Origin of the sequence: Campylobacter sp. IFREMER_LSEM_CL2151 (assembly GCF_025771725.1) — a bacterium.
Classification (GTDB): Bacteria; Campylobacterota; Campylobacteria; order Campylobacterales; family Campylobacteraceae; genus Campylobacter_D; species Campylobacter_D lari_C.
In genome coordinates this window covers 89,935-112,947 of record NZ_JAKMQT010000004.1, presented here as the reverse complement: position 1 = coordinate 112,947, position 23,013 = coordinate 89,935, and the positions used below count along the sequence as shown (strand labels likewise).

General features: G+C 31.0%; 22 protein-coding genes. 12 read left to right on the top strand and 10 right to left on the bottom strand.

The annotated features are described in order from the left end of the window. Positions 1-36: 36 nt before the first annotated feature. A complete protein-coding gene (locus tag L8V82_RS04465) occupies positions 37-615 on the top strand; it encodes a lytic transglycosylase domain-containing protein (protein ID WP_263676974.1) in 579 nt (192 codons plus the stop codon). 9 nt (positions 616-624) lie between these two features. On the opposite strand, the gene prfA is transcribed toward L8V82_RS04465, so the two are convergent. From prfA to rsmA, 5 genes are all read right to left on the bottom strand, one after another. Then, positions 625-1,692 carry a peptide chain release factor 1 gene (prfA, locus tag L8V82_RS04460; RefSeq protein WP_039617060.1) on the bottom strand — a complete coding sequence of 356 codons (1,068 nt, stop codon included), beginning with the start codon at positions 1,690-1,692 and terminating at the stop codon, positions 625-627. 4 nt (positions 1,693-1,696) lie between these two features. Next, positions 1,697-1,960 carry a 30S ribosomal protein S20 gene (rpsT, locus tag L8V82_RS04455; protein ID WP_039617063.1) on the bottom strand — a complete coding sequence of 88 codons (264 nt, stop codon included), beginning with the start codon at positions 1,958-1,960 and terminating at the stop codon, positions 1,697-1,699. Positions 1,961-2,048: 88 nt separating this feature from the next. Further along, entirely contained in the window at positions 2,049-2,810 is a 762-nt protein-coding gene (locus L8V82_RS04450) for a pseudouridine synthase (protein ID WP_214099280.1), read from the bottom strand. Positions 2,811-2,819: 9 nt separating this feature from the next. After that, positions 2,820-4,778 (bottom strand): ribonuclease J, encoded by a 1,959-nt coding sequence (locus L8V82_RS04445; protein ID WP_214125128.1) that lies wholly within the window; start codon positions 4,776-4,778, stop codon positions 2,820-2,822. Further along, on the bottom strand, positions 4,738-5,565 hold the full coding sequence (rsmA, locus tag L8V82_RS04440; protein WP_263724144.1) for a 16S rRNA (adenine(1518)-N(6)/adenine(1519)-N(6))-dimethyltransferase RsmA: 828 nt from the start codon (positions 5,563-5,565) through the stop codon (positions 4,738-4,740). Before rsmA ends, L8V82_RS04445 begins: the two co-directional genes overlap by 41 nt. Before the next feature lie 90 nt (positions 5,566-5,655). Between rsmA and L8V82_RS04435 the strand changes: the two genes are divergently transcribed. The 4 genes from L8V82_RS04435 (at position 5,656) to L8V82_RS04420 (ending at position 8,385) form a co-directional block, all read left to right on the top strand. Continuing rightward, positions 5,656-6,189 (top strand): purine-nucleoside phosphorylase, encoded by a 534-nt coding sequence (locus tag L8V82_RS04435; protein WP_263724143.1) that lies wholly within the window; start codon positions 5,656-5,658, stop codon positions 6,187-6,189. A gap of 8 nt (positions 6,190-6,197) precedes the next feature. Further along, complete coding sequence (gene rlmN / locus L8V82_RS04430) at positions 6,198-7,268, top strand: 23S rRNA (adenine(2503)-C(2))-methyltransferase RlmN (RefSeq protein WP_263724142.1); 1,071 nt, start codon at positions 6,198-6,200, stop codon at positions 7,266-7,268. Further along, complete coding sequence (locus L8V82_RS04425; protein ID WP_263724141.1) at positions 7,265-7,375, top strand: hypothetical protein; 111 nt, start codon at positions 7,265-7,267, stop codon at positions 7,373-7,375. The genes rlmN and L8V82_RS04425 overlap by 4 nt, the downstream gene beginning before the upstream one ends. A gap of 128 nt (positions 7,376-7,503) precedes the next feature. Next, the gene (locus L8V82_RS04420; RefSeq protein WP_263724140.1) at positions 7,504-8,385 is read left to right on the top strand and encodes a radical SAM protein; all 882 of its coding nucleotides are present in this window, start codon (positions 7,504-7,506) and stop codon (positions 8,383-8,385) included. Here L8V82_RS04420 and L8V82_RS04415 read toward each other — a convergent pair. Further along, a complete protein-coding gene (locus L8V82_RS04415; RefSeq protein ID WP_263724139.1) occupies positions 8,382-9,284 on the bottom strand; it encodes an RluA family pseudouridine synthase in 903 nt (300 codons plus the stop codon). The genes L8V82_RS04420 and L8V82_RS04415 overlap by 4 nt on opposite strands. A 79-nt stretch (positions 9,285-9,363) precedes the next feature. On the opposite strand from L8V82_RS04415, the gene purB reads away from it, so the two are divergent. From purB to L8V82_RS04380, 7 genes are all read left to right on the top strand, one after another. Further along, a complete protein-coding gene (gene purB / locus L8V82_RS04410; protein WP_039625018.1) occupies positions 9,364-10,692 on the top strand; it encodes an adenylosuccinate lyase in 1,329 nt (442 codons plus the stop codon). A 17-nt stretch (positions 10,693-10,709) separates the two neighbouring features. Continuing rightward, the gene (locus tag L8V82_RS04405; RefSeq protein WP_263724138.1) at positions 10,710-13,085 is read left to right on the top strand and encodes a ribonucleoside-diphosphate reductase subunit alpha; all 2,376 of its coding nucleotides are present in this window, start codon (positions 10,710-10,712) and stop codon (positions 13,083-13,085) included. Between the two features lie 15 nt (positions 13,086-13,100). Further along, on the top strand, positions 13,101-15,086 hold the full coding sequence (locus tag L8V82_RS04400) for an OPT family oligopeptide transporter (protein WP_263724137.1): 1,986 nt from the start codon (positions 13,101-13,103) through the stop codon (positions 15,084-15,086). After that, positions 15,083-15,889, top strand: a complete 807-nt coding sequence (locus L8V82_RS04395; protein WP_263724136.1) for an undecaprenyl-diphosphate phosphatase — start codon at positions 15,083-15,085, stop codon at positions 15,887-15,889. Before L8V82_RS04400 ends, L8V82_RS04395 begins: the two co-directional genes overlap by 4 nt. Positions 15,890-15,995: 106 nt before the next feature. Then, positions 15,996-17,807, top strand: a complete 1,812-nt coding sequence (thrS, locus tag L8V82_RS04390; RefSeq protein WP_263724135.1) for a threonine--tRNA ligase — start codon at positions 15,996-15,998, stop codon at positions 17,805-17,807. Further along, positions 17,804-18,325, top strand: coding sequence for a translation initiation factor IF-3 (gene infC, locus L8V82_RS04385; RefSeq protein ID WP_039617082.1), 522 nt, complete (start codon positions 17,804-17,806; stop codon positions 18,323-18,325). The genes thrS and infC overlap by 4 nt, the downstream gene beginning before the upstream one ends. Positions 18,326-18,359: 34 nt before the next feature. After that, positions 18,360-19,451 carry a DNA adenine methylase gene (locus tag L8V82_RS04380; RefSeq protein ID WP_263724134.1) on the top strand — a complete coding sequence of 364 codons (1,092 nt, stop codon included), beginning with the start codon at positions 18,360-18,362 and terminating at the stop codon, positions 19,449-19,451. On the opposite strand, the gene L8V82_RS04375 is transcribed toward L8V82_RS04380, so the two are convergent. From L8V82_RS04375 to L8V82_RS04360, 4 genes are read right to left on the bottom strand one after another with little or no spacing between them, the layout of a single operon-like run. Beyond that, a complete protein-coding gene (locus tag L8V82_RS04375) occupies positions 19,448-20,314 on the bottom strand; it encodes a helix-turn-helix transcriptional regulator (RefSeq protein WP_263724133.1) in 867 nt (288 codons plus the stop codon). The two genes, L8V82_RS04380 and L8V82_RS04375, sit on opposite strands and share 4 nt — an antisense overlap. 24 nt (positions 20,315-20,338) lie before the next feature. Next, complete coding sequence (locus L8V82_RS04370; protein WP_263724132.1) at positions 20,339-20,644, bottom strand: hypothetical protein; 306 nt, start codon at positions 20,642-20,644, stop codon at positions 20,339-20,341. A gap of 3 nt (positions 20,645-20,647) precedes the next feature. Further along, positions 20,648-21,073, bottom strand: coding sequence for a hypothetical protein (locus L8V82_RS04365; RefSeq protein WP_147575940.1), 426 nt, complete (start codon positions 21,071-21,073; stop codon positions 20,648-20,650). A gap of 10 nt (positions 21,074-21,083) precedes the next feature. After that, positions 21,084-22,994: a hypothetical protein gene (locus L8V82_RS04360; protein ID WP_263724131.1), complete on the bottom strand. Its 1,911-nt coding sequence runs from the start codon at positions 22,992-22,994 to the stop codon at positions 21,084-21,086. Positions 22,995-23,013: the final 19 nt, after the last annotated feature.

Below are 23,013 nucleotides of genomic sequence, written 5' to 3'. Positions count from 1 at the left end.
AAATTTGCTATAGCATAAGTAATATAAAGGAGTAAAATGTTAAAAAGGATTTTATTATTAGTAGTATTTTTTAATTTTACTTTTGCCTTTGATACCAAAATTTTTATAGGTGATACTTATATACCTGAAAATTTTTATAAGTATGATAAAGACTTTAAAGCTGCAGCTAGAAAATACAACATACCTATGACTTTACTTAAGGCTATAGCTTTAACAGAAAATGCTGCATATAAGCATAATATCATCGGTAAAAATAAAAATCAAACAAGAGATTATGGTTTAATGCAAATTAATAGTGTTCACTTAAAACGCTATAAAATTGCTGAAAAAGAGATTGTAAAATCTAGTGTAAATATCGACACAGCAGCAAGATTGCTTCATGAGATTATACAAAAGCATGGTTTTAGTTGGAATGCCATTGGAAGATACCATTCAGCAAATGATAAATATAAAAATATTTGGCTTGATAAAGTAATGAAAAATTTAGTTGCTATAGTCTTAAAAGATAGCAAAGATCTTTTTGTAATGGAAAAATTTAGAGCTTTTAAACTCGCTTCTCTTTTGATAAATGTAGATAAAGAACAATACAGAGTTTTGCTAGCAAGTAATAATTAAAACAAGAAATTATAAATTTTCTTGTTTTAAAGCTTCTGCTTGATAATAAGCAATTAATGGCTCGATGATTTCATCAAAAAGCCCGCCTTCTAAAATCGCATCAAGTCTATATAAAGTAAGATTTATTCTATGATCGCTAATTCTATTTTGAGGGAAATTATAAGTGCGTATGCGCTCACTTCTATCGCCACTTCCAACTTGTGATTTTCTTGCCTCGCTTTCTTTAGCTAAGCGTTCTTGTTCTTGCATTTCAAAAAGTCTTGCTTTTAAGACTTTCATGGCGCTTTCTTTGTTTTTATGTTGGCTTTTACCGTCTTGATTTACTACAACTATACCTGTTGGAATGTGAGTGATTCTTACAGCACTATCTGTGGTATTTACGCTTTGTCCACCATGACCACTACTACGCATTACATCGATTTTTAAATCATTTGGATTGATTTGAATTTCAACATCATCAACTTCAGGCATAATAGCCACTGTAATAGCTGAAGTATGAACTCTACCTTGAGATTCTGTTTCAGGCACTCTTTGAACCCTATGCGTACCACCTTCGTATTTTAGCCTTGAATAAGCTCCATTTCCTTTGATGAGAATGATAATTTCTTTAAATCCCCCTACGCTACCTTCACTTGAACTTACGATTTCGTATTTGTAATCACGATTTTCTGCATAGCGTATGTAAGCTTTTACTAAGTCCCCAACAAATAAAGAAGCTTCATCACCACCCGTTCCTGCACGAATTTCTAAAAATATGTTTTTATCATCGTTTGGATCTTTAGGCAATAAAAGAATTTTTAATTCTTCTTCAAGCTGTGGCTTTAAAACTTCGAGATTTTTAAGTTCTTCTTTTGCAAGCTCCCCTAGTTCAGGATCAGATAAAAGAAGTTTATTCTCTTCTATATCATCTAAGGTTTTGAGATATTCTTTTGCTTTTTCTACTATAGGTTCTAAATTTTTTTGCTCTTTAGATAGAGCTGTCATTTTAGAAATATCATTAGAGATATTAACATCGCTAAGAAGAGTATTTAACTCATCAAAGCGTGCTAAAAAAGGTTTGAGTTTATCAGCTAACATTAAATTATGCTAATTTATTTACCAATAATGCTAATCTACTCACACGGCGTGAAGCAGTTTGTTTTTTCAAAAATCCACGACTTACCATAGCGTGAATGCTTTTATTAGCTACTTTTAATGCATTTTGTGCAGCTTCTTTATCATTATTTGCTGCTGCTTCGCGAACCGCTTTTGTAATGTTTTTTAATCTTGTTCTATAAAATCTATTTCTTTCAGTTCTTTTGATAGTTTGTCTTGCTCTTTTTTCAGCAGATTTATGGTTTGCCATAATTTTCCTTTTTTATATAAATTAAATTGCTAATTATACAAAATTAAAATTAAATTTTAATTAATTTAAGTATTCTTAAAGTATTAATTTAATACCTAATATCATTTGTTTTTAAAAAATCGCGTAGTTTTTCATACTCGCCATTTTCTAAATAACGATATTTTCCTGCTTTTAACATACCAAGATCTAATGCTCCAAAAGCTACTCTTTTAAGATCCATCACTTCTAAGTCAAAATGCCCAAAAAAGCGTCTTAGCTCTCTATTTTTACCTTCATTAATGATTACTTTTAGCTTCGTATAGCCACCGCTTGAGCCAAAAATTTCAAAGCCTAAAAATGGAGCAAAACTCATTGAGGTTATTTTAGTTTTAGCGTGAGCCCCTTTTTTTTCATTTTGAATTTCTAAGCCATTTTGCATAGCTTCGATGACATTTTTATCTATATTACCTTTTACTTTTAAGTAATATTCTCTTTCTAAATCACTATGCATAAGCGCATCTGCTATCACAGGCGAATCAGTTAATAAAAGCAATCCCTCGCTTGCAAAGTCAAGCCTTCCTACACTAAGCCAAGTGCTAAATTGTTTTGGCAGGGTATGATAGATGGTTTTTCTACCTCTATCATCTTTTTTACTAACTATTTCACCTTTTTGTTTGTGATAAATGATGACTGAAAATTGTGTTTTCTTATGGAGTTTTTTACCATTGATAAAAACTTTATCTTCAGCATTTACACTATCACTTAGTAAGGCTGTTTTTTTATTGATTTTTACTAAGCCTTGCTTGATTAGCTCATCAGCCTCACGGCGAGAATATTTGCTATTGTGTGAGATGAATTTATTAATTCTCATAATTTTACTTTACATCACAAAAATAGTTGGTACTATAGTCGGATATTTTTTGATTTTTCTAAAAATATGCTTTCTTAGTACTTGTCTAATTTGAGCTTCTAAAACTTTTGGATTATCTAAAATTTCATCTTTTACATTTGGGAAAAATTGACTTAAAACATCACTCATTTCTTTTGAAAATGCTCCATCTTGTTTATCAGCTACCAAGCCATAACTAAATACTCTTGGTTTATTAATTAGTGTTTTACTTGCTTTATCAAGCTGGGCAATGATGACAACTATACCACTATCTGCTAGTTTTTGTCTATCAATTACCACATCATCTGCGATTTGTTTGTTGATTTGATTATCTACAAAGACTTTTCCTGTTTTAACTGTTTTAACGCGTTTGATGTATTTTTGGCAAAGCTCTACTTGATCCCCATCACTCATTAAGTAGATATTTCTTTCAGGTATGCCACATTTTAGAGCAGTTTCTTTGTGTTTATTGATATGATTATACTCTCCATGCACTGGTAAGAAAAATTTAGGTTTTACCAAAGTTAGCATGAGTTTTTGTTCTTCTATGCTAGCATGTCCGCTTACATGAATTTCGCTAAATTCTTGATAAGCTACTTTAGCCCCTGCTTTTAAAAGAAAATCAAGCACCGCAGAAACATTTGCTTCATTGCCTGGTATTGCTTTAGCTGAAATGATAACTTGATCGCTAGGTTTGATTTTGATAAATTTATGCTCATCAGTTGCCATTCTATATAAAGCACTCATAGTTTCGCCTTGACTTCCTGTAGTGACAATTAGTACTTCATTATCTTTATATTTGCTTACTTCATCAGCGTCAATGAAAATTTTTCTATCAAGCTTAATATAGCCAAGTTCCATAGTGGTATAGAGATTTCTTTCCATAGAACGTCCTATAACACACACTTTTCTGCCGTATTTTAAACCATAACTAATAGCTTGATATACGCGGTGGATATTAGAACTAAAGGTGCTCATGATTACCCTGCCTTTAGTTTTGGCAAAAATTTGATCAAAAGTAGGTCCTACAGAGCTTTCGCTTTTTGTATAGCCTTCTTTATATGAGTTTGTACTATCACTTAAAAGGCAAAGCACACCTTCTTCGCCATATTGAGCTAAACGACTTAAATCCGTTGGATAACCATCAATTGGTGTTTGATCTATTTTAAAATCGCCAGTGTGTATGATGGTTCCTGCTTTAGTTTTAATAGCTAAAGCGCAAGCATCGATAATAGAGTGGGTTATGTGAATCCATTCTAAATTAAATTCACCTATTTCATAAATTTGTCTTTTTGTTATAGGTCTAAACCATTTACGCTCAGCCTTTAAACCATGTTCTTCAAATTTATTTGAAATCATACCTAGTGCTAAAGGTGTTGCGTAGATAGGAAATTGAAATTCTTTGAAAAAATACGGTACAGCACCGATATGATCTTCATGAGCATGAGTGATGATGATAGCGCGAATTTTGTTTTTAATCTTTCTTACATAGTCAAAATCAGGTATGATAATATCTACTCCATGCATGGTTCCATCTGGAAAACTCATACCTATATCAACGATAATTGCATCGTTGTTGGTTTCAAAAACAGTGATATTTCCACCGATTTCTCCAAGTCCACCCAAAGGTGTAATACGAATTTTATGTTCGCTTGAGTTGTTGTGTTTTAAAGGGTGAAGTCTTAGCTCGTGCATGATTTTATTAGCTTCTATGCTTTTAGCAAGTTCTATTTGCCATTCTTCATTACCACTTAATTTAGAAGGTAAATTTCTATTTTTTTTCTTTTTCTTTTTTTCTTCGCTAGCTTCAGTTTGAGTATTTTCTACTTTTGTTTCGTTTTTAATTTCACTATTTTGCTCTTGATTTTGTGAATCTTTTTTTCTTTTGTTTCTGAATTTATTAAATCTTTTAGTTTTGTTTTGCTCTTGAGTTTTGTTTTCTTCGCTCATAGTCATCCTTTAAATAGTCATAAATTTTAAGGTATGAATCAACGCTAATTTCATGAGCTCTTGAGGTAGAAGAGATATCTAGTGCTTCAAATGCTTTTAAAATTTTTTCTTTTTTATTTTTAAAATTAGATAAGAGTTGTTTTCTAGGATTTTGAAAACAAGCTCTAAGAAATTCTTTAAAAGCTTCTATATTTTCACATTTTTGCTGATAATGAGTAGTTTTTATTAACTTCATTACAGCTGAAGTAACTTTTGGTGGAGGATTAAAGCTTTGTGGTTGTATATCAAAAAGCATTTGTCTTTGGCATATCAATGCACAAAGCACCCCTAAAGCCGAAAAATTACTTTCTTTTTCATTTGCACAAAATTTCTGTGCTACTTCTTTTTGCACCATTACTATAAGCCCAAGACAATTTTGATCTTCTAGGGCTTTTAAAATCAAATTTGTAGCAATATAATATGGTAAATTTGCTACCAAAAAGTACTCTTTATCGCTTAAACTTCCTTGATCAAAAGCATCACTTGCATTTTGATGAATAAGCTCAAAATTTCCACCTTCAATCTCATTTTGAAATTTTTTATTTAAAATAGGAATCAAATCTTTATCAATCTCATAAGCTCTAATATGAGCTTGTGGGATTTTCAAAAGTTCTTGCGTTAAATCACCTAAGCCAGGCCCAATCTCAACTATATTTTTAGTATCTTTGGGTATGGCTTGGATGATTTTATCTACCACGCTTTTATCACATAAAAAATTTTGTCCAAAATGTTTTTTTGCTTTTATCATAAATTTATTTTATCTAAAAAATATTAATTATAGCATTATTTTAAGCGCTAATTAGATAAAATTTGAATTATTTTTTATAAAGGTTAATTTTTGAAAAATCTTATAGTATGTGCAGGAGGAAATGAGGATTTTAAATTTGCACAAAGTATAGGCATAGGTTTGGTTAATTCTGCTTTTTCTCTAGGTAAAATTTTAAGTCAAGTAAAAGTAGATAGAGTGATTTTTATAGGTACATGTGGAATTTACCAAGAAGGAAAAATTTTAGACATTTATGAAAGTTCTAACGCAGCGAATTTAGAATACGCAGATTTATTTGATAGTTTTTATACGCCTATATCTAATGAGATTAGATTAAATGTTTCACATGAAACTATGATTAATTCTTCAAATTATATTTGTAAAGATGAAAATATCGCCCAAGAATTTTTTAAAAAGGGTGTGCATATAGAAAATATGGAAGCATATGCAGTGCTTTCTTGCGCAAAAATGCAAGAGATAGAAGGAATTTGTTATTTATGTGCGACAAATTTTTGTAATGAATTTGCACATGAGGATTTTTTAAAAAACCATCAAAAGGCAAAAGAATTATTAAAAGATTTTTTGTTAGATAAAAAACTTATATAGGAAAAAAATTGAGTGAATTAAAAAATATATTAGACTTTACTAAAGAAGAATTAGAAAATTTAGTCCAGCCAAAATTTAGAGCAAAGCAAATTTTTGAATGGGTATATAAAAAATATGCAGACGATTTTTTACAAATGTCGTCTTTGCCAAAAGATTTTAGAGTACACTTGCAAGAAAATTTTCATTTTTCACCTCTAAAATGTGTGAAAGATGAAAAAAGCAAAGATGGTAGTATAAAATATCTTTTTGAACTTTTAGATGGTAAAAAAATAGAAGCTGTTTTGCTACCAATGAAAGAAGAACTTGTAGATGAAAATGGAAAAATCATCAAACATGCAAGATATACTATTTGTGTTTCCTCTCAGGTGGGGTGCAAAAGCGGGTGTAGTTTTTGTCTGACTGCTAAAGGCGGTTTGAAAAGAAATTTGACTGCAGGGGAAATAGTAGGACAAATTTTATGGATTAAAAAACATAACAACATACCTTATGAAAGAAGGGTTAATATAGTCTATATGGGTATGGGAGAACCTTTGGATAATCTTAAAAATGTTTCTAAGGCAGTTAAAATTTTAGCCGATAATGATGCCTTAGCTATAAGTCCTAGAAGACAAACTATAAGTACAAGTGGTTTGGCAAAGCAAATTAAAGAGCTTGGAGAAATGAATTTAGGTGTGCTTTTGGCTATTTCGCTTCATGCTGTAAATGATGAGCTTAGAAGTGAATTAATGCCCATTAATAAAGCTTATAATATAGCAAGCATTATGGAAGCGGCGAGAAATTTTCCTATAGATCAACGTAAAAGAGTAATGTTTGAGTACCTTTTAATTGATGGTATAAATGACAAAATAGAACATGCAAAAGAACTAGTCAAACTTTTAAATGGTATAAAAGCTAAAGTGAATTTAATACTTTTTAATCCTCATGAAGGAAGTTTATATAAAAGACCAAGTGTTGAAAATGCGGTTAAATTTCAAGATTATTTAAGCGCAAAAGGTGTTACTTGTACGATAAGAGAAAGTAAAGGACTTGATATTTCAGCTGCATGCGGACAGCTTAAAGAAAGACAGAGTAAACAATGACTTTTTTAGATATAGCACAGCTTATTTTTATAAGTATAGTGGTGATTATAGGACTTGGTGGAATTATTTATGTATTAAATAATGAAGGAAAAAACAATGGTAGATAAAAAAACAATTATTATAAAATCAATTATTTCAAAATAGATATATAAAACCAAATATTTCTTGGTATTTTTCGTATTTAAATGGTAAAAGAGGAATTGCTAGAATTTTTAAAGTTCCTTATGCTGCTTTGGTGAAAAAATTTTATTTGAAAAAATACTTCGAAAAGAGGGTTTTAGAAGGTAAGGTGGATATTCCTTATTTAGAATTAGTTTTAACTACAAGATGTACTTTGCGTTGTGAATCATGTAATAATTTAATGCAGTATTTTTCACCATCAAATCAATATGCTTGTACTTTAGAGGGCATTATAGAATCATTAGAGTTACTTTTATCTAAGGTAGATTCTATCGCAAGAGTTAGAATTATAGGTGGAGAACCTTTGTTATTTAAAGATTTACCGCAATTGATTGATTATTTAGATACTCAAAAGAAAATACTAACTTTTTCTTTAGTTACTAATGCAACTATTGATTTTAAAGATGAATTGATGAGTAAGTTAAAAAAATCTAATAAAGTTAGAAAAATTACGATTTCAGATTACAAAAGATCACCAAATTTAAAAATTCCATTAAAGCAAGAAAGTATTTTAAGAAAATTAAAAGAAAATAAAATTCCATTTTCTATGGACTCTAGTGGTGAAAATTCTACTTGGAGTGATCCTGAAAAAATTTATAAACGTGGTAGAAGTAAAGAAGATATAATCAAAAACTATCGTAATTGTCAAATGCCATGTGTAAGTTTGATGACATCTGAGGGCTTAGAAAATAAACAATTAGCACCTAAAGGAGCTATTTTTGTTTGCCCTATATCAAGTTCTTTATCACGCTTAAAAGGACTTGAAGAATTTAATGGCGATTTTTTAAATTTAGAGGATTCTAAAGAAAGATTTTTTGAATTTTATTCTCAAGATTTTTATAAATCTTGTGATTATTGTAGGGATTATGGTAAGCCAGCCAAGCAAATTGCAGTTGCAATCCAAACTGATAAAGTTTTAAAGTTAGAAAAAGATTAATATAAATTTTTCAAAAACTCATCTTTTATATCTTTTTGAGATTGTATCAAAAATTTTTGATTTTTATATGTAAATTCTAAGCTAAAAGAGTGTAAAAGCAATCTTTTAGCACCTGTGATTTGAGTTCTTTCGATATCACTCATTTTTCCATCTAATATATGCTCTATTTGTGTTTTTTCTAAACCATATAAAGGTTCACCTAAAATTTTATGTTTCACATGAAACAAATGTAGTCTTATTTGGTGTTGTCTGCCTGTTAGAGGTTTAGCTAAAACTAAACTGGCATCTAAATTTTCAAAATATTCTAAAGTATAAAATTGCGTTAAAGCTTCTTTACCATTTTCACAAATATGCATTCTAGTTTTTACTGCATCATAGTCTTTAGCTAAATCCATACTTTTATCTACTATAAATTCTTTTTTAGTTTTTCCTTTTACTAGAGCAAGATAGCTTTTTTGCACCAATCTTTTTTCAAACATGGTTTTTAACTCAATTTGTACATTTTTATGTTTAGCTATGAGCAAAAGCCCGCTTGTTTCTTTATCTAATCTATGAGCCACGCAAGCTTTTTCACCCCATAAATGCCAAATTTCATCACAAAGACTATAAGTACAATTACGTCCATTAGGATGAGTTAGTACCCCGCTTGGTTTTTCTACTACAGCAAAATCTTCATTTTCAAAAACTATTTCTAATCCTTTGGGATTATTTTCATATACGATTAATTCCACTAAGCCATCTAAAAATTTGTTTTTTTCTTCTACCAAAATTCCATTACAAAATAGTCTTTTTTTATCAATGAGTTTTTGTGCTTCACGCATAGAAATTTTTAACTCATCCATAAGCAGTCTAAATGCCTTTTTTCCATTATTTGCTAGTTTCTTTTTTATATATGCCATTTAATAACTTTCTTAGGTAATTTATAATAAAATTCAAGCTATTTTTTCATAAAAAATTATATAAAAAAAGGTCTTGAAAATGGTTGAAAGATATAGTAGAGAAATCATGGCTAAAAAATGGGACATGCAAGCAAAATATGACGCATGGTTAAAAGTGGAATTAGCTGCTGTGAAAGCGTGGAATAAACTTGGTCTTATTAAAGATGATGATTGTGAAAAAATTATAAAAAATGCAAAATTTGATATAGCAAGAATAGATGAGATAGAAAAAACTACCAAACATGATGTTATTGCTTTTTTAACTAGTGTAAGTGAAAGTTTGGGCGAGGAAAGTCGTTTTGTGCATTATGCAATGACAAGTTCAGATTGTATTGATACTGCAGTTGCTTTGCAGATTAAAGATAGTTTAGAACTAATCTTGCAAGATTTAGATCAAGTTTTAGCAGCGATTAAAACAAGAGCGTATGAGCATAAAAACACCTTAATGGTAGGAAGAAGTCATGGAATTCATGGGGAGCCTATAACTTTTGGTTTGGTTTTGGCTATTTGGTATGATTCGCTAGTTCATGCAAAAGATTTAATCATTCATGCAAAAGAAGTGATTAGCTATGGAAAAATTAGCGGTGCCATGGGAAATTTTGCTCATGCTCCGCTTGAATTTGAAGAAGAAGTTTGTAAAAACTTAGATCTTAAGCCAGCACCAGTTTCAAACCAAGTTATACAAAGAGATCGCTATGCACAGGTTATTTCGGCTTTAGCTATTTTAGCTTCAAGTTGTGAGCAAATTGCTGTCGCTATCCGCCATTTTCAAAGAACAGAAGTATATGAAGCTGAAGAATACTTTTCTCAAGGACAAAAAGGAAGCTCAGCTATGCCTCATAAAAGAAATCCTGTTTTGAGTGAAAATATCACTGGTCTTTGCAGGATGATAAGAGCTTATGTAACACCTGCTTTGGAAAATGTAGCATTGTGGCATGAAAGAGATATATCACATTCTAGCGTAGAAAGATTTGTATTGCCTGATGCTTTTATCACGACTGATTTTATGCTTTCAAGATTATGTGGTGTGATAGAAAAGCTTTTGGTATATCCAGAAAATATGATGAAAAATTTAAATTTAACCGGAGGACTTGTATTCTCTCAAAGAGTGTTGCTTGAACTTCCATTTAAAGGTATAAGCAGAGAAGAAGCTTATAAAATCGTTCAAAGAAATGCTATGAAAGTTTGGGCTGATTTGCAAAATGGTAAGCCTGCTTTAAATGAAAAAGGCGAGAGTTTGTTTTTATTAGCTTTATTAGCTGATGAGGATTTGAAAAAGTCTTTAAGTGAAGCAGATATTAGAAATTGTTTTGATTATAACTACTATACAAAGAATGTAGATAAAATTTTTGAAAGAACATTTAAATAATAAACTAGGGGTTGTGAGTGAAAGTATTAAAAAGAAATGGAAGAACTGAAGAGTTAGATGTTTCTAAAATTAAAAAATATACCACTGATGCGGTGGCAAATTTAGAAAATGTTAGCCAAAGTGAGCTTGAAGTAGATGCAAAAATTCAATTTCGTGATGGCATAACAACAGAAGAAATCCAACAAACTCTTATAAAAACAGCAGTAGATAAAATAGATATTGATAGACCTAATTGGACCTTTGTTGCTGCAAGATTATTTTTATATGATTTATATAAAAAAGTAAGTGGTTATAATGGATATAAACATTTAAGAGAATATCTTGAAAAAGGTGAAAAAGAAGGTAGGATTTTAATCGGCTTAAAAGAAAAATATGATTTAGATGATCTTAATGCTTATATCAAGCCAGAACGCGATTTGCAATTTACTTATCTTGGTATAAAAACTTTATATGATAGATATTTGATTAAAGATTCTAAAGGTATGCCTATAGAATTACCACAGCAAATGTTTATGGCTATTGCGATGTTTTTAGCACAAAATGAGCTAGATTCTCAAACTTGGGCTAAGAAATTTTATGATTTGATCTCAACTTTTGAAGTAATGCTTGCAACTCCAACCCTTTCAAATGCAAGAACTACAAGACACCAATTAAGCTCATGTTATATAGGAAGCACGCCTGATAATATAGAAGGAATTTTTGATTCTTATCAAGAAATGGCGCTTTTATCTAAATTTGGCGGTGGTATAGGCTGGGATTGGTCTAAGGTGCGCGCTATGGGTGGAAGCATAGATGGGCATAAAAATGCAGCAGGTGGGATCATACCATTTTTAAAAATCACCAACGATATAGCAGTAGCTGTTGATCAACTTGGTACTAGAAAAGGTGCAATTGCGGTTTATATTGAACCTTGGCATATGGATATTAATGACTTTTTAGACTTGCGTAAAAATTCAGGTGAAGAAAGAAGAAGGGCACATGAGCTTTTCCCTGCTTTGTGGATTAATGATTTATTTATGAAAAGAGTAAGAGCAAATGGCAAATGGACGCTTTTTGATCCTGCTGATACAGCAAGTTTATGCGATTTATACGGTGAAGAATTTGAGAAAAAATACGAAGAATTTGAAAAAGATGAAAGCATAGCTAAAGAAATTATAGATGCAAAAGAGCTTTGGAAAAAAATACTTTTATCTTATTTTGAAACAGGTATGCCATTTTTATGTTTTAAAGATAGTGCAAACAAAACAAATCCAAATTCCCACGCAGGAATTATAAGAAGTTCAAATTTATGTACAGAAATTTTTCAAAATACAGATCCAAATTATTATCAAATCAAAATCGTATTTGATGATAAAACAGAGCTTCATTTAGATGAGGATGAAGAGCTTACAATAGATGGAGGATATAAAAAACTTGCTAAGAAAGTTTCTACTTTAGATAGTATTAATGGTAAAAAAGTCTATATAGTAGAAAAATACAAAAACGAAGGAAAAACCGCAGTTTGTAATCTTGCAAGTATAAACTTAAGTAAAATCAATACTAAAGAAGACATTCAAAGAGTAGTGCCAACAGCGATAAGAATGCTTGATAATGTGATTGATTTAAATTTTTATCCCCATGTAAAGGTTAAAAATACCAACCTAAAATCACGTGCTATAGGACTTGGTGTAATGGGCGAAGCGCAAATGGTGGCTGAAGCTCAAATTTATTGGGGTTCTAATGAACATTTTGAAAAAATTGATCGTATTATGGAGATGATTAGCTATGAGGCGATTTTAGCTAGCTCAAATTTAGCTTTAGAAAAAGGAAGTTATCCTGACTTTGAAGGATCAAACTGGAGTAAAGGTATAGTGCCAATTGATGTAGCAAATGAAAATGCTAAAAAACTTACCGCAAGTGAAGGTTTGTTTGATCAAAGCGAGTGTGATTGGGAAAAATTAAGAGAAAAACTAAAAAGAGATGGCATAAGAAATGGTTATTTAATGGCTATAGCGCCAACTTCTTCTATTTCTATTTTAGTGGGTACTACTCAAACAATTGAGCCTGTATATAAAAGAAAATGGTTTGAGCAAAACTTAAGCGGTATGATACCAACTGTAGTACCAAATTTAAGTGCTAATACTTGGCAGTATTATACCCCTGCTTATGAGCTTGATCAAAAAATCTTAGTAAAAGCAGCAGCGATTCGTGGTAAATGGATTGATCAAGGTCAATCATTAAATATCTTTGTTTCTTTAGATAAAGCAAGCGGTGGATATTTAAATGAAATTTATCAACTTGCTTGGGAATTAGGTGTTAAATCAACTTATTATCTAAGAAGCGAAAGCCCTGATAGTCAAAAAGTAAATGATGATGTAGTTGATAGAACTATAGAATGTGAAGGTTGTCAATAAAAATGGAGAAACAAAATGCATACAAAAAACTCACTACCGGAGCTTACGCTTAGGGGTATAATACTAGGAAGTATTTTAACGATTATTTTTACCGCCTCAAATGTATATTTGGGGCTTAAAGTTGGTCTTACTTTTTCTACTTCTATTCCTGCTGTTGTGATTGCAATGGCTGTTTTAAAAATCTTTAAAGACTCTAATATTTTAGAAAATAATATGGTTCAAACTCAAGTTTCAGCCGCAGGTACGCTTTCGGCTGTGATTTTTGTTATACCAGGTCTTTTTATGTGTGGATATTGGTTTGAATTTCCACTTTGGCTTACTTTTATGCTTTGTCTTTGTGGAGGTGGATTGGGCGTGCTTTTTACTATACCTTTGCGTAGAGCTATGGTGGTAGAGAGTAAATTAGCTTATCCTGAAGGAAGAGCTGCTGCTGAAATTTTAAAAGTAGCTAATAAAGATCAAGCTGATAAAAAAGGAAAAGTAGGCTTAAAAGAAATTACACTTGGTGTGGCTCTTGCTTCTGTGATAAGTCTTTTTTCAAGTGGTTTTAAACTACTTTCAAGTGGAAGTAGTTTTGCATTTATTTGGCAAAAAATGACTTTTGGCTTTTCTATGGGCTATTCAGTGGCACTTTTGGGTGCTGGATACTTAGTAGGTATAGCCGGAGGTGTTGCATTGCTTGTGGGTATGGTACTTGCTTGGATGGTTTTTGTACCATATTTTTCTGCTAAAGAAAGTTTTGATGCGAGTTTAAGTGCACTTGATATAGCTAATCAAATTTGGGCTCAAAAGGTGCGTTTAATAGGTACAGGAGCTATTGCTATAGCAGCATTATGGACTTTAATAGAGCTTGCAAAGCCTGTATATGATGGCATGAAAAATATGCTTAAAAAAACCTCATTAAACCTCTCACAAGATCCTAAAGATATGGATTTATCTTTAAAAGCTATGCTAGGTTTATTTGTACTTATGTGTATAGGTTTGTTTATTTCATTTTATGCTTTTGTGGCTGATTCAAATTTAGCAAGTGGTTATCAAATTCTTTTTGCTTTAGTGGGAACTTTAGTAGCTATTTTTATAGGCTTTTTTGTAGCTTCTGCTTGTGGATATATGGCAGGTTTGGTGGGTTCATCATCTTCTCCTATTTCGGGTATAGGACTTATTGGGATTATGATTTCTTCTTTGATTATTTTACTTTTGGGTTATCAAGTAGATTTATTTAGCGATCCTTTGATGTCTAAATTTGCTATTGCTTTTGCTATATTCACTACTAGTGTTATTTTAGCAACTGCTGCTATTTCTAATGATAATTTACAAGATTTAAAAACTGGCTATTTAGTGGGTGCAACTCCTTGGAAACAACAAATTTCTTTGATTATAGGTTGTGTATTTGGAGCTTTGGCTATCGCTCCTGTATTAAATTTATTATATCAAGCTTATGGTTTTGTGGGTGCAATGCCAAGAGAAGGAATGGATGAGGCAAATGCGCTTGCTGCACCGCAAGCAAATTTAATGAGCACTATAGCACAAGGCATTTTTAACGCTAATATCGATTGGAGTTATATTATAGCGGGAGCTTTTGTGGGCGTTGGTATAATTATCGTCGATCGTTTATTAAGAAAGAAAAATATGTCTTTACCGCCTTTAGCTGTGGGTATAGGTATATATTTACCACCTGCTGTTAACATGCCTTTATTTGTAGGTGGCTTATTGGCATATTTAATCAAAAAGCGTTTAGAGCAAAGATATGCTAAAAATGCACATAAAAAAGAACTCATTCAAGAGCATGAGCAAAAAGGAACCTTATTTGCCTCTGGTTTGATAGTAGGTGAGAGTTTGTTTGGAGTGTTAATAGCTGGTTTAACTGTGCTTTCTATTAGTAGAGGTGGGGCTGAAGATCCGCTTGCTATTGCAACTTCATTTAAAGATGATGGGATTATAGGTTTTGTAGTTTTTGTAGCGATTATGCTAATTTTTGCAAGAAGAGTACTTAAAAAATGAATTTAGATTATTATTATGCTTTGATTTTAGGGATTATCGAAGGTTTGACAGAATTTTTACCTGTTTCATCTACAGGGCATATGATTTTAGGTGCTGAAATTTTAGGTTTAAATATAGATGATTTTTGGAGAAGTTTTTTCATCATCATTCAGCTTGGTTCTATACTAGCGGTGATTTTTATTTTCAAAGATAAACTAACTCAAAAACTTGATATTTGGTTAAAACTTGCTGTGGGCTTTTTGCCTGCAGGTGGAGTGGGTTTTATAGCATATAAGTTTTTAAAAGAAATATTTAATGGCTATACCGTGGCTACTATGTTAATCATTGGTGGGATTATTTTTATCATTATAGAACTTAAACATAGAAAAAAAGACTACACAATCCACTCTTTAGATGAGGTAGGTTATAAACAAGCTTTTTTGATAGGTTTAACCCAAGCTCTTGCTATCATACCAGGTACTTCAAGAAGTGGAGCAAGTATCATAGGTGGCTTATTGCTTGGGCTTGATCGCAAAGTGGCTTCTGAATTTTCATTTTTGCTTGCAATTCCTACTATGATTATCGCAACAGCTTATAGCATTTATAAAGAACCACAAGTTCTAAGCAATATGAATAATTTCATTCCTTTAGCCATAGGTTTTGTAACAGCTTTTATAGTGGCTTTTGTGGTAATTAAAATATTTTTAAAATTAATCAGCAAGATAAACTTCATACCTTTTGGAATTTATAGGATAATTTTAGGTTTTGTATTTTTATACCTTTTTATGAGTGGTGCTTTAGATATATCAAGAACGGGTGTTTGAAATATAAAAATATCCTTTATTTAAAAAAAGTTTAAGTTTTTCATAGCTAAAATTAGTCTTATATTTTAATTTAAGCTCACAAGGTTAGTGAGTGTTAAGGGTAGAAATGACAAAAGATATAATTGCATATGCGAATAATGAAACTTTGGTAGATACTCAAAGTTTTAACAATGATACAAATTTAACTCCGATTTATTTTGATAACTCTAAAGAAAGTTTAGAAGTTATCCGCCACTCTTGTGCACATTTAATGGCTCAAGCGATTAAAAGTTTATATCCAGAGGCTAAATTTTTCGTAGGGCCTGTGATAGAAGATGGATTTTATTATGATTTTAGAGTTGATAGCAAGATTCCAGAAGAAGATTTAAGCAAAATCGAAAAGAAAATGAAAGAACTAGCTGAAGCAAAGCTAGACATCACAAAATACGAACTCTCAAAGACTGAGGTTAAAGAAAAATTTGCTAATGATGATTTAAAACAAGAAGTTTTACTAAGAATTCCTGATGGAAAAGTAAGTATTTATAAGCAAGGCGAATTTGAAGATTTATGCCGTGGGCCTCATGTACCAAATACTAGATATTTAAGATTTTTCAAGCTTACTCGTGTAGCGGGAGCGTATTTGGGTGGTGATGAAAAAAGAGAAATGCTCACAAGAATTTATGGTACTGCTTTTGCAGATAAAGAAAGTTTAAATGAATACTTAAAAATCATTGAAGAAGCTAAAAAAAGAGATCATAGAAAACTTGGTAATGAAATGAAGCTTTTTGCCTTTGATGATGAAATAGGCGGTGGGCTTCCTATATGGCTTAGCAATGGTGCAAAATTAAGAAGTAAATTAGAACATTTATTATATAAAGCACATAGATTAAGAGGTTATGAGCCTGTGCGTGGGCCTGAGCTTTTAAAAGCTGATGCGTGGAAAATTAGTGGGCATTATGCAAACTATAAAGAAAATATGTATTTTACGCAAATTGATGAGCAAGAATATGGCATTAAGCCGATGAATTGTGTAGGGCATATTAAAATTTATCAAAGTGATGTTAGAAGCTATCGTGATTTGCCTTTGAAATTTTTTGAATACGGCGTGGTGCACCGCCATGAAAAAAGTGGAGTTTTGCACGGGCTTTTTAGGGTAAGAGAATTTACCCAAGATGATGCGCATATTTTTTGTATGCCAAGTCAGATAAAAGAACAAGTTTTAGAAATTTTAAGTTTTGTTGATACTTTGATGAAGGCTTTTGAATTTGATTATGAAATGGAAATTTCAACACGCCCAGCAAAAGCAATAGGTGATGATGAAATTTGGGATATAGCTACAAAGGCTTTAAAAGAAGCTTTAGATGAACAAGGTTTAAAATATGGCATTGATGAGGGCGGCGGAGCTTTCTATGGTCCAAAAATAGATATCAAAATCACTGATGCGCTAAAAAGAAAATGGCAGTGTGGAACTATACAAGTGGATTTTAACTTACCAAGTCGTTTTAAACTCGAATACACAGACGCAGATAATGAGAAAAAACAACCTGTAATGCTTCACCGTGCTATTTTGGGTTCTTTTGAAAGATTTATAGGAATTTTAGTAGAGCATTGTGCGGGTGAGTTGCCATTTTTCATAGCACCAACTCAAGTAGCTATAGTGCCTATTTCACAAAATCATCATGATTATGCAAAAGAAATAGCAAGAAAACTTTTAGAACTTGGCATTGATAGTGAAGTGTATAATAAAAATGAAAGCTTAAATAAAAAAATCCGCACCGCTGAAAAAGCACATGTGCCTATGATACTTGTTTTAGGTGATGAAGAAGTAGCAAGCAAAAGTGTGGCTTTAAGAGATAGAAGAGCAAAAGAACAAAAAACAATGACTTTAGATGAATTTATAACCCTAACAAAGGAGAAATTAAGTGAGGTACGCTTTTGAGTAAAGAAAAAGAAGTATTGCTAAATGAAGAAATTCAAGCAGATGAGATCAGATGTATAGGTGATGATGGCAAGGTTTATGGCATTATTAGTAGTGATGAAGCACTAGATATAGCAAATAGACTAGGGCTTGATTTGGTGATGATAGCCCCTGAAGCCAAACCACCTGTATGTAAGATAATGGATTATGGAAAATTCCGTTATCAACAAGAAAAGAAACAAAAAGAAGCAAAGAAAAAACAAAAAGTTATTGATATAAAAGAAATCAAACTTTCTGTGAAAATTGCTCAAAATGACATTAATTATAAGGTCAAACATGCAAGTGAGTTTTTAGAGCAAGGCAAGCATGTTAAATTTAGAGTGTTTTTAAAAGGTCGCGAGATGGGCTCTCCTGAAGCAGGGGTGGCGTTGCTTGAAAAAATTTGGCAAATGGTCGAAGATATAGCAGATAGAGACAAAGAGCCTTTACTCGAAGGACGCTATGTAAATATGCTAGTAACTCCTAAAAAGAAAAAATAATCACAAGCCTTTTTAAGGCTTGTATTTTAAACTTATGCTAGAAGAAAATCCACAATTTTTAAAAGAACAAATCATAACTTATCTTGGCAATAAAAGATCTTTGCTTGAGTTTTTAAATCAAGGCTTTAAATTCGCACAAAATGAGCTTAAAAAAGACAAATTTAGTTTTTGTGATGTATTTAGTGGCTCTGGGGTAGTTTCGCGTTTTGTGAGGCCTTATGCGAGTTTTATCATGGCAAATGATTTGGAAGATTATTCTAAAATCATTAATGAGTGTTATTTAAGCAATCAAAACGCACAATTTTTACAAGAATTACAAAAATATTATGATTTTTTAATTTCTGATTTAAAACTCAAAAAAGGCTTTATAAGCAAGCTTTATGCACCAAATGATGATGAGTATATCCAAAAGAATGAAAGAGTTTTTTACACGCTTAAAAACGCTATGTATTTAGACTCTATGCGAGAAAAAATTTCAAGCTTGCCAAGTAATATACAAAAATACTTCATCGCACCGCTTATCTATGAAGCAAGTGTGCATGCAAACACAAGTGGGGTTTTTAAAGGCTTTTATAAAGATAAAAATGGAGTGGGAAAATTTGGAGGAAATGGAGCAAATGCGCTTAGTCGTATAAAGGGTGATATAGCTTTAAAAATGCCTATTTTTTCAAATTTTACTTGTGAGTATGAGGTTTTTCAAAAAGATGCAAATATTTTAGCTAAAGAGCTTGATAGCTTTGATGTAGCGTATTTAGACCCACCTTATAATCAACACCCTTATGGGTCAAATTATTTTATGTTAAATTTAATCGCTAATTATAAAAAGCCAAAGGAAATTTCAAAGGTTTCTGGCATACCAAAAGACTGGAACCGCAGTGCTTTTAACAAAGAAAAAAAAGCTGAAGATGCTTTGTTTGATTTGATAAATGATTTAAAAGCTAAGATTGTATTGCTTTCTTATAATTGCGAGGGTTTTGTAAAAAAAGAAAATTTCACAAAAAGACTTCAAAGTCTTGGAGAATGTTTTGTGCTTGAGCAAAAGTATAATGCCTTTAGAGCCAGTAGAAACCTTTCTAAACGTTCTATGCATATACAAGAACAACTCTATGTATTAAAAAAACGCTAATCTTGCATGTATGCGTTTAATTGCTTAAAAAGCTTTTCTTTTAAAGCAATAGGTTTGTTTATTTTAATATATGGTATCCAATATCTTATTAAATTTAAAAGCTCATCATCATAAGTATAAAATGCCTTGATATAAATGAAATTCTCATCCTCATCTATAAATTCGTATTTAGTAAGGGCATTTTTTCTTAAAAAATATTCTTTGGCTTTTTTATCAAGTTTTAAAATAGCTTCTTTACTTTCTTTGCTAATCCAGTTACTTTGATCTTTTTGAATTTGTTTTAAAAACTCTTCTTTTGGGGTAAAAAATTCTTTCTTTTTCACTCTTAGTTGTGTGATTTTAGAAAAAGTAAAGGTTTTTAAAGTATCGTTTTCATCTGCTAAAAGATACCATATGTGGTCAATATTGATGAGTTTGTATGGATTAGCTTTTCTGTGTTTTTCTTTGTAGTAAAAATTAATGGGGTATTTTGCTATGATAGCTGCGCTTAGTTCCTCAAAAACTTCTCTATCAAGTGTTTCATAGCTTTTGGTTTTGACTAAAAAGGCTTTATTGATTTTTTCATTAAGCAAGTCGTTTAAAAACTCTTTATCTAAACTAGGATAAAGCCTACCTATACCGCTTAAAATAGCAAAATTTTGTATATCTTTAAAGCTTAATTTTCCTAAAACATAGCCTTCTAAAAAGTATTTTCCATTTTCTTTTTTTATAGGGATAAAAGCAAGGCGATCATGCAAGTCTCTTTGTATGGTGCGAATGCTGACATTAAATTCTTGCGCAAGCTCTTCTAAGCTAAAACGTTCGCCATTGTTTAAACACTGCAGTATAGAAACTAAACGCGTAGAAAGCTTGTCTTTATCCATGCAAAAACCTTTTTTTATTTTTGCTTATTTTAGCAAATCTTTGATGTTTTGTTTGATTGTTTTTGGATCATTTTCATAGGTAGTTAAAAGCTTTTGAATAAGCTTTAAAAAATCATTAAAATCATCAGGATTTTCTTTTTTAAATTTAAGCACTCTGTCTAGGATGATAAAAGCAGCTTCTGTTTTGTCATTTTCTTTTTCATAAAGCTCTTTTAGCTCTAAAGCAAACTTAGTGTAAGTATAAGCTTGCTTTGGCTTTGAGATGATATCAAAGATGTTTGATTTATAGCTAAAAAGCAATGAAAAAAGTTGAGGTAGTTTGTTTAGCATGGTTTATTGTTCAATATATCCGCAATCTCTACATTTTCTTTTTCCATTAATAGAGGCATCTTTATTTGTAAAAGGAATTTGTACCCAAGAATGCTGTATATCGCCCAAACGCTCTTTTCCACATTGAGAGCATTTTTCTATTATCTGACATCTTTCATTTTTTCTTACTTTTTCAAATTTGTGATATGTTCCAAATTCTCTGTGCTGACAATAAATACATTCTTCATAACCTCTGCAAGAGTACGGATCTGTTATAACTCTTTCTGCAAAGTTGTGATTGTATTTACTGATATATTCATTACAGTCAGGGCATGTTTTTGAAAGATAGCATTGAGGTTTTCCTTCTTCATTGCTGTAAGTTCCTCCGTGCCACCCAATTCCACATTTTGCACTAATTGCTATAGATTTTAAAGTATCTAAAAATCCCATTTTATTCCTTTTATATTTTTAAATTTTCATTGCTAAACATAAAATCATCAAATTCTTTTCGTGTTTTAAATAAATCATCAACACCAAATTTTTCTGCAAGGTTTATAATAGATTGATTTGCTTGTGTATAGTTACTGTTATTTAAGGCGGTTTGTAATTCTTGAAAACTCATATTGCTAGTATTTTTTAAATCACGCATATAATCATCTATGAAAATTTCCAAAGATTCTTGGTTTTCTATCATTTTAGGCATGATTTTATCAAAAACCATTTCAACTTCTTCTCTTCTTGCTTTAGCTAAATTCGCCTTAGCAAAAATTGCAACAAAGCTATTTATTGTTATTTCAACAGTTTTAGAAAATAAAACCACAGCTAATGAACAAATGAAAATGGATATTCCTATGGATAAAATTTGAGCTAATTGACTTCCACCTAATGCTTGACAAATTTGTTCTTCTAAGGCAATTGCAAATATAGTCATGATAGCTGAAAACAAAGATTTTAATATCACTTTTATAAGTTCATCAAAACTTTTAATTTTACCAGTTATATAAGCATATATTGCATTCCATATAGATTTTAAACTACTTCTTAAATTTTTCCACAAAGCTTTTAAGTGCCCACCAATTCTTTTAAAATATTGCGAAGCAATTCCAACAATAACATCTATAATACCATAGCTAGCTCCTCTTATAAAAGCATCTTTCCCGCTTTCAATTACTCTTGATAACAAGCGCTTAAATCTTACTTCAAAATCCTCATGTTCTTTTTTTATAAATTCGCTTTTAAGTTCAGCTATAACACCGCTTGCAAATGTACTAAGAACAACAACACCAGCATCACTAGCTCCAGTTTGAAAAACATTTATAGCAGCTTGTTTTGCTTGAATAATATATACTTCTTTTAAGGCCTTATCTTTGTCTGTATGGTTTGTAGGTTCGTTTTTCTTTAAATGATTAAAAATCTCTTTCTTTGTCTCAAGTTCTTTTTTTAAAGACTCTTTTTCTTCTTCGGATGCTTTTTCTATAGTGCTTTCTAATTTTTCTATCTCTTTTTGTGCATTTTCGTATATTTTTTTATTGACTACAATATAATCTATTTCTCCATTTTTAATTTTATTAAAATCATCTTCATGTTTTTTGCTAAATATATCATCACTTTTTTTGATAGTAATAGTTTTATCTTTGCTTTCTTCTTGTGTATAGCCAGCTTTTTCTCTTTCACTACCTTGAGTAAGAAAAGAAAATTTGCTTTTATATTCTTGAAGTTTTTTTTCTAAAGTTGATTTTTTTTCTTCAGGCGCTTTTTCTATAGCGCTTTCTAATTTTTCTATCTCTTTTTGCGCCCTTTCGTAAGTTTCTTTATCAGTTTTAATATAGTCTAAATTTCCATTTTTAATCGCTTCAAAATATTTATTATATTCTTTTCCAAATATACTATCATTAACAGCTTTTAATTGTTCTGTTTTAGCTATTTCGCCTTTTTCGTTTAAAGTTACGGTATCTACTATAGTATGATTTGTTTTGGTTAAGTTGTCTAGATTGACATTGTTTGTCAAATTTTTAATTTCTTCATCGCTATAATTTGCCAAAATTGTCTCTTTTTTGTATAGATCAATATTTTTCCCTTTGAAGACTTTGCTTATTTCGGCAAGCTCATCTGTTGTGAAGCTTCTATTTTTATTTTTATTATATGCGTTGCTGATGTTTTCTTTACCAACTTCTAGTGTTTCATAAAATTGACCAAAACCATTTGGGTTGTTGCCATGTTGTTGCGTAGCTTTTTGCATATTTGTTGTAAGTTTTGCACTTTCCATATAGGCTTCATATGAGTTGACATTAAATATATTGATGGGTAATCTTGCTAAACTTTGTGTCCCTAGTTCTTCTAGTAATTCATCAAATAATGATACAGTGTTCATGATGTCTCCCTTATTTTAA

Coding starts and splice junctions, on each gene's coding strand:
- L8V82_RS04445 (WP_214125128.1), bottom strand. CDS start 4,778: ATGAGCGAAGAAAACAAAACTCAAGAGCAAAACAAAACTAAAAGATTT.
- L8V82_RS04375 (WP_263724133.1), bottom strand. CDS start 20,314: ATGGATAAAGACAAGCTTTCTACGCGTTTAGTTTCTATACTGCAGTGT.
- L8V82_RS04360 (WP_263724131.1), bottom strand. CDS start 22,994: ATGAACACTGTATCATTATTTGATGAATTACTAGAAGAACTAGGGACA.
- prfA (WP_039617060.1), bottom strand. CDS start 1,692: ATGTTAGCTGATAAACTCAAACCTTTTTTAGCACGCTTTGATGAGTTA.
- L8V82_RS04370 (WP_263724132.1), bottom strand. CDS start 20,644: ATGCTAAACAAACTACCTCAACTTTTTTCATTGCTTTTTAGCTATAAA.
- rpsT (WP_039617063.1), bottom strand. CDS start 1,960: ATGGCAAACCATAAATCTGCTGAAAAAAGAGCAAGACAAACTATCAAA.
- thrS (WP_263724135.1), top strand. CDS start 15,996: ATGACAAAAGATATAATTGCATATGCGAATAATGAAACTTTGGTAGAT.
- L8V82_RS04450 (WP_214099280.1), bottom strand. CDS start 2,810: ATGAGAATTAATAAATTCATCTCACACAATAGCAAATATTCTCGCCGT.
- L8V82_RS04395 (WP_263724136.1), top strand. CDS start 15,083: ATGAATTTAGATTATTATTATGCTTTGATTTTAGGGATTATCGAAGGT.
- L8V82_RS04400 (WP_263724137.1), top strand. CDS start 13,101: ATGCATACAAAAAACTCACTACCGGAGCTTACGCTTAGGGGTATAATA.
- L8V82_RS04415 (WP_263724139.1), bottom strand. CDS start 9,284: ATGGCATATATAAAAAAGAAACTAGCAAATAATGGAAAAAAGGCATTT.
- L8V82_RS04365 (WP_147575940.1), bottom strand. CDS start 21,073: ATGGGATTTTTAGATACTTTAAAATCTATAGCAATTAGTGCAAAATGT.
- purB (WP_039625018.1), top strand. CDS start 9,364: ATGGTTGAAAGATATAGTAGAGAAATCATGGCTAAAAAATGGGACATG.
- L8V82_RS04465 (WP_263676974.1), top strand. CDS start 37: ATGTTAAAAAGGATTTTATTATTAGTAGTATTTTTTAATTTTACTTTT.
- L8V82_RS04425 (WP_263724141.1), top strand. CDS start 7,265: ATGACTTTTTTAGATATAGCACAGCTTATTTTTATAAGTATAGTGGTG.
- L8V82_RS04380 (WP_263724134.1), top strand. CDS start 18,360: ATGCTAGAAGAAAATCCACAATTTTTAAAAGAACAAATCATAACTTAT.
- rsmA (WP_263724144.1), bottom strand. CDS start 5,565: ATGATAAAAGCAAAAAAACATTTTGGACAAAATTTTTTATGTGATAAA.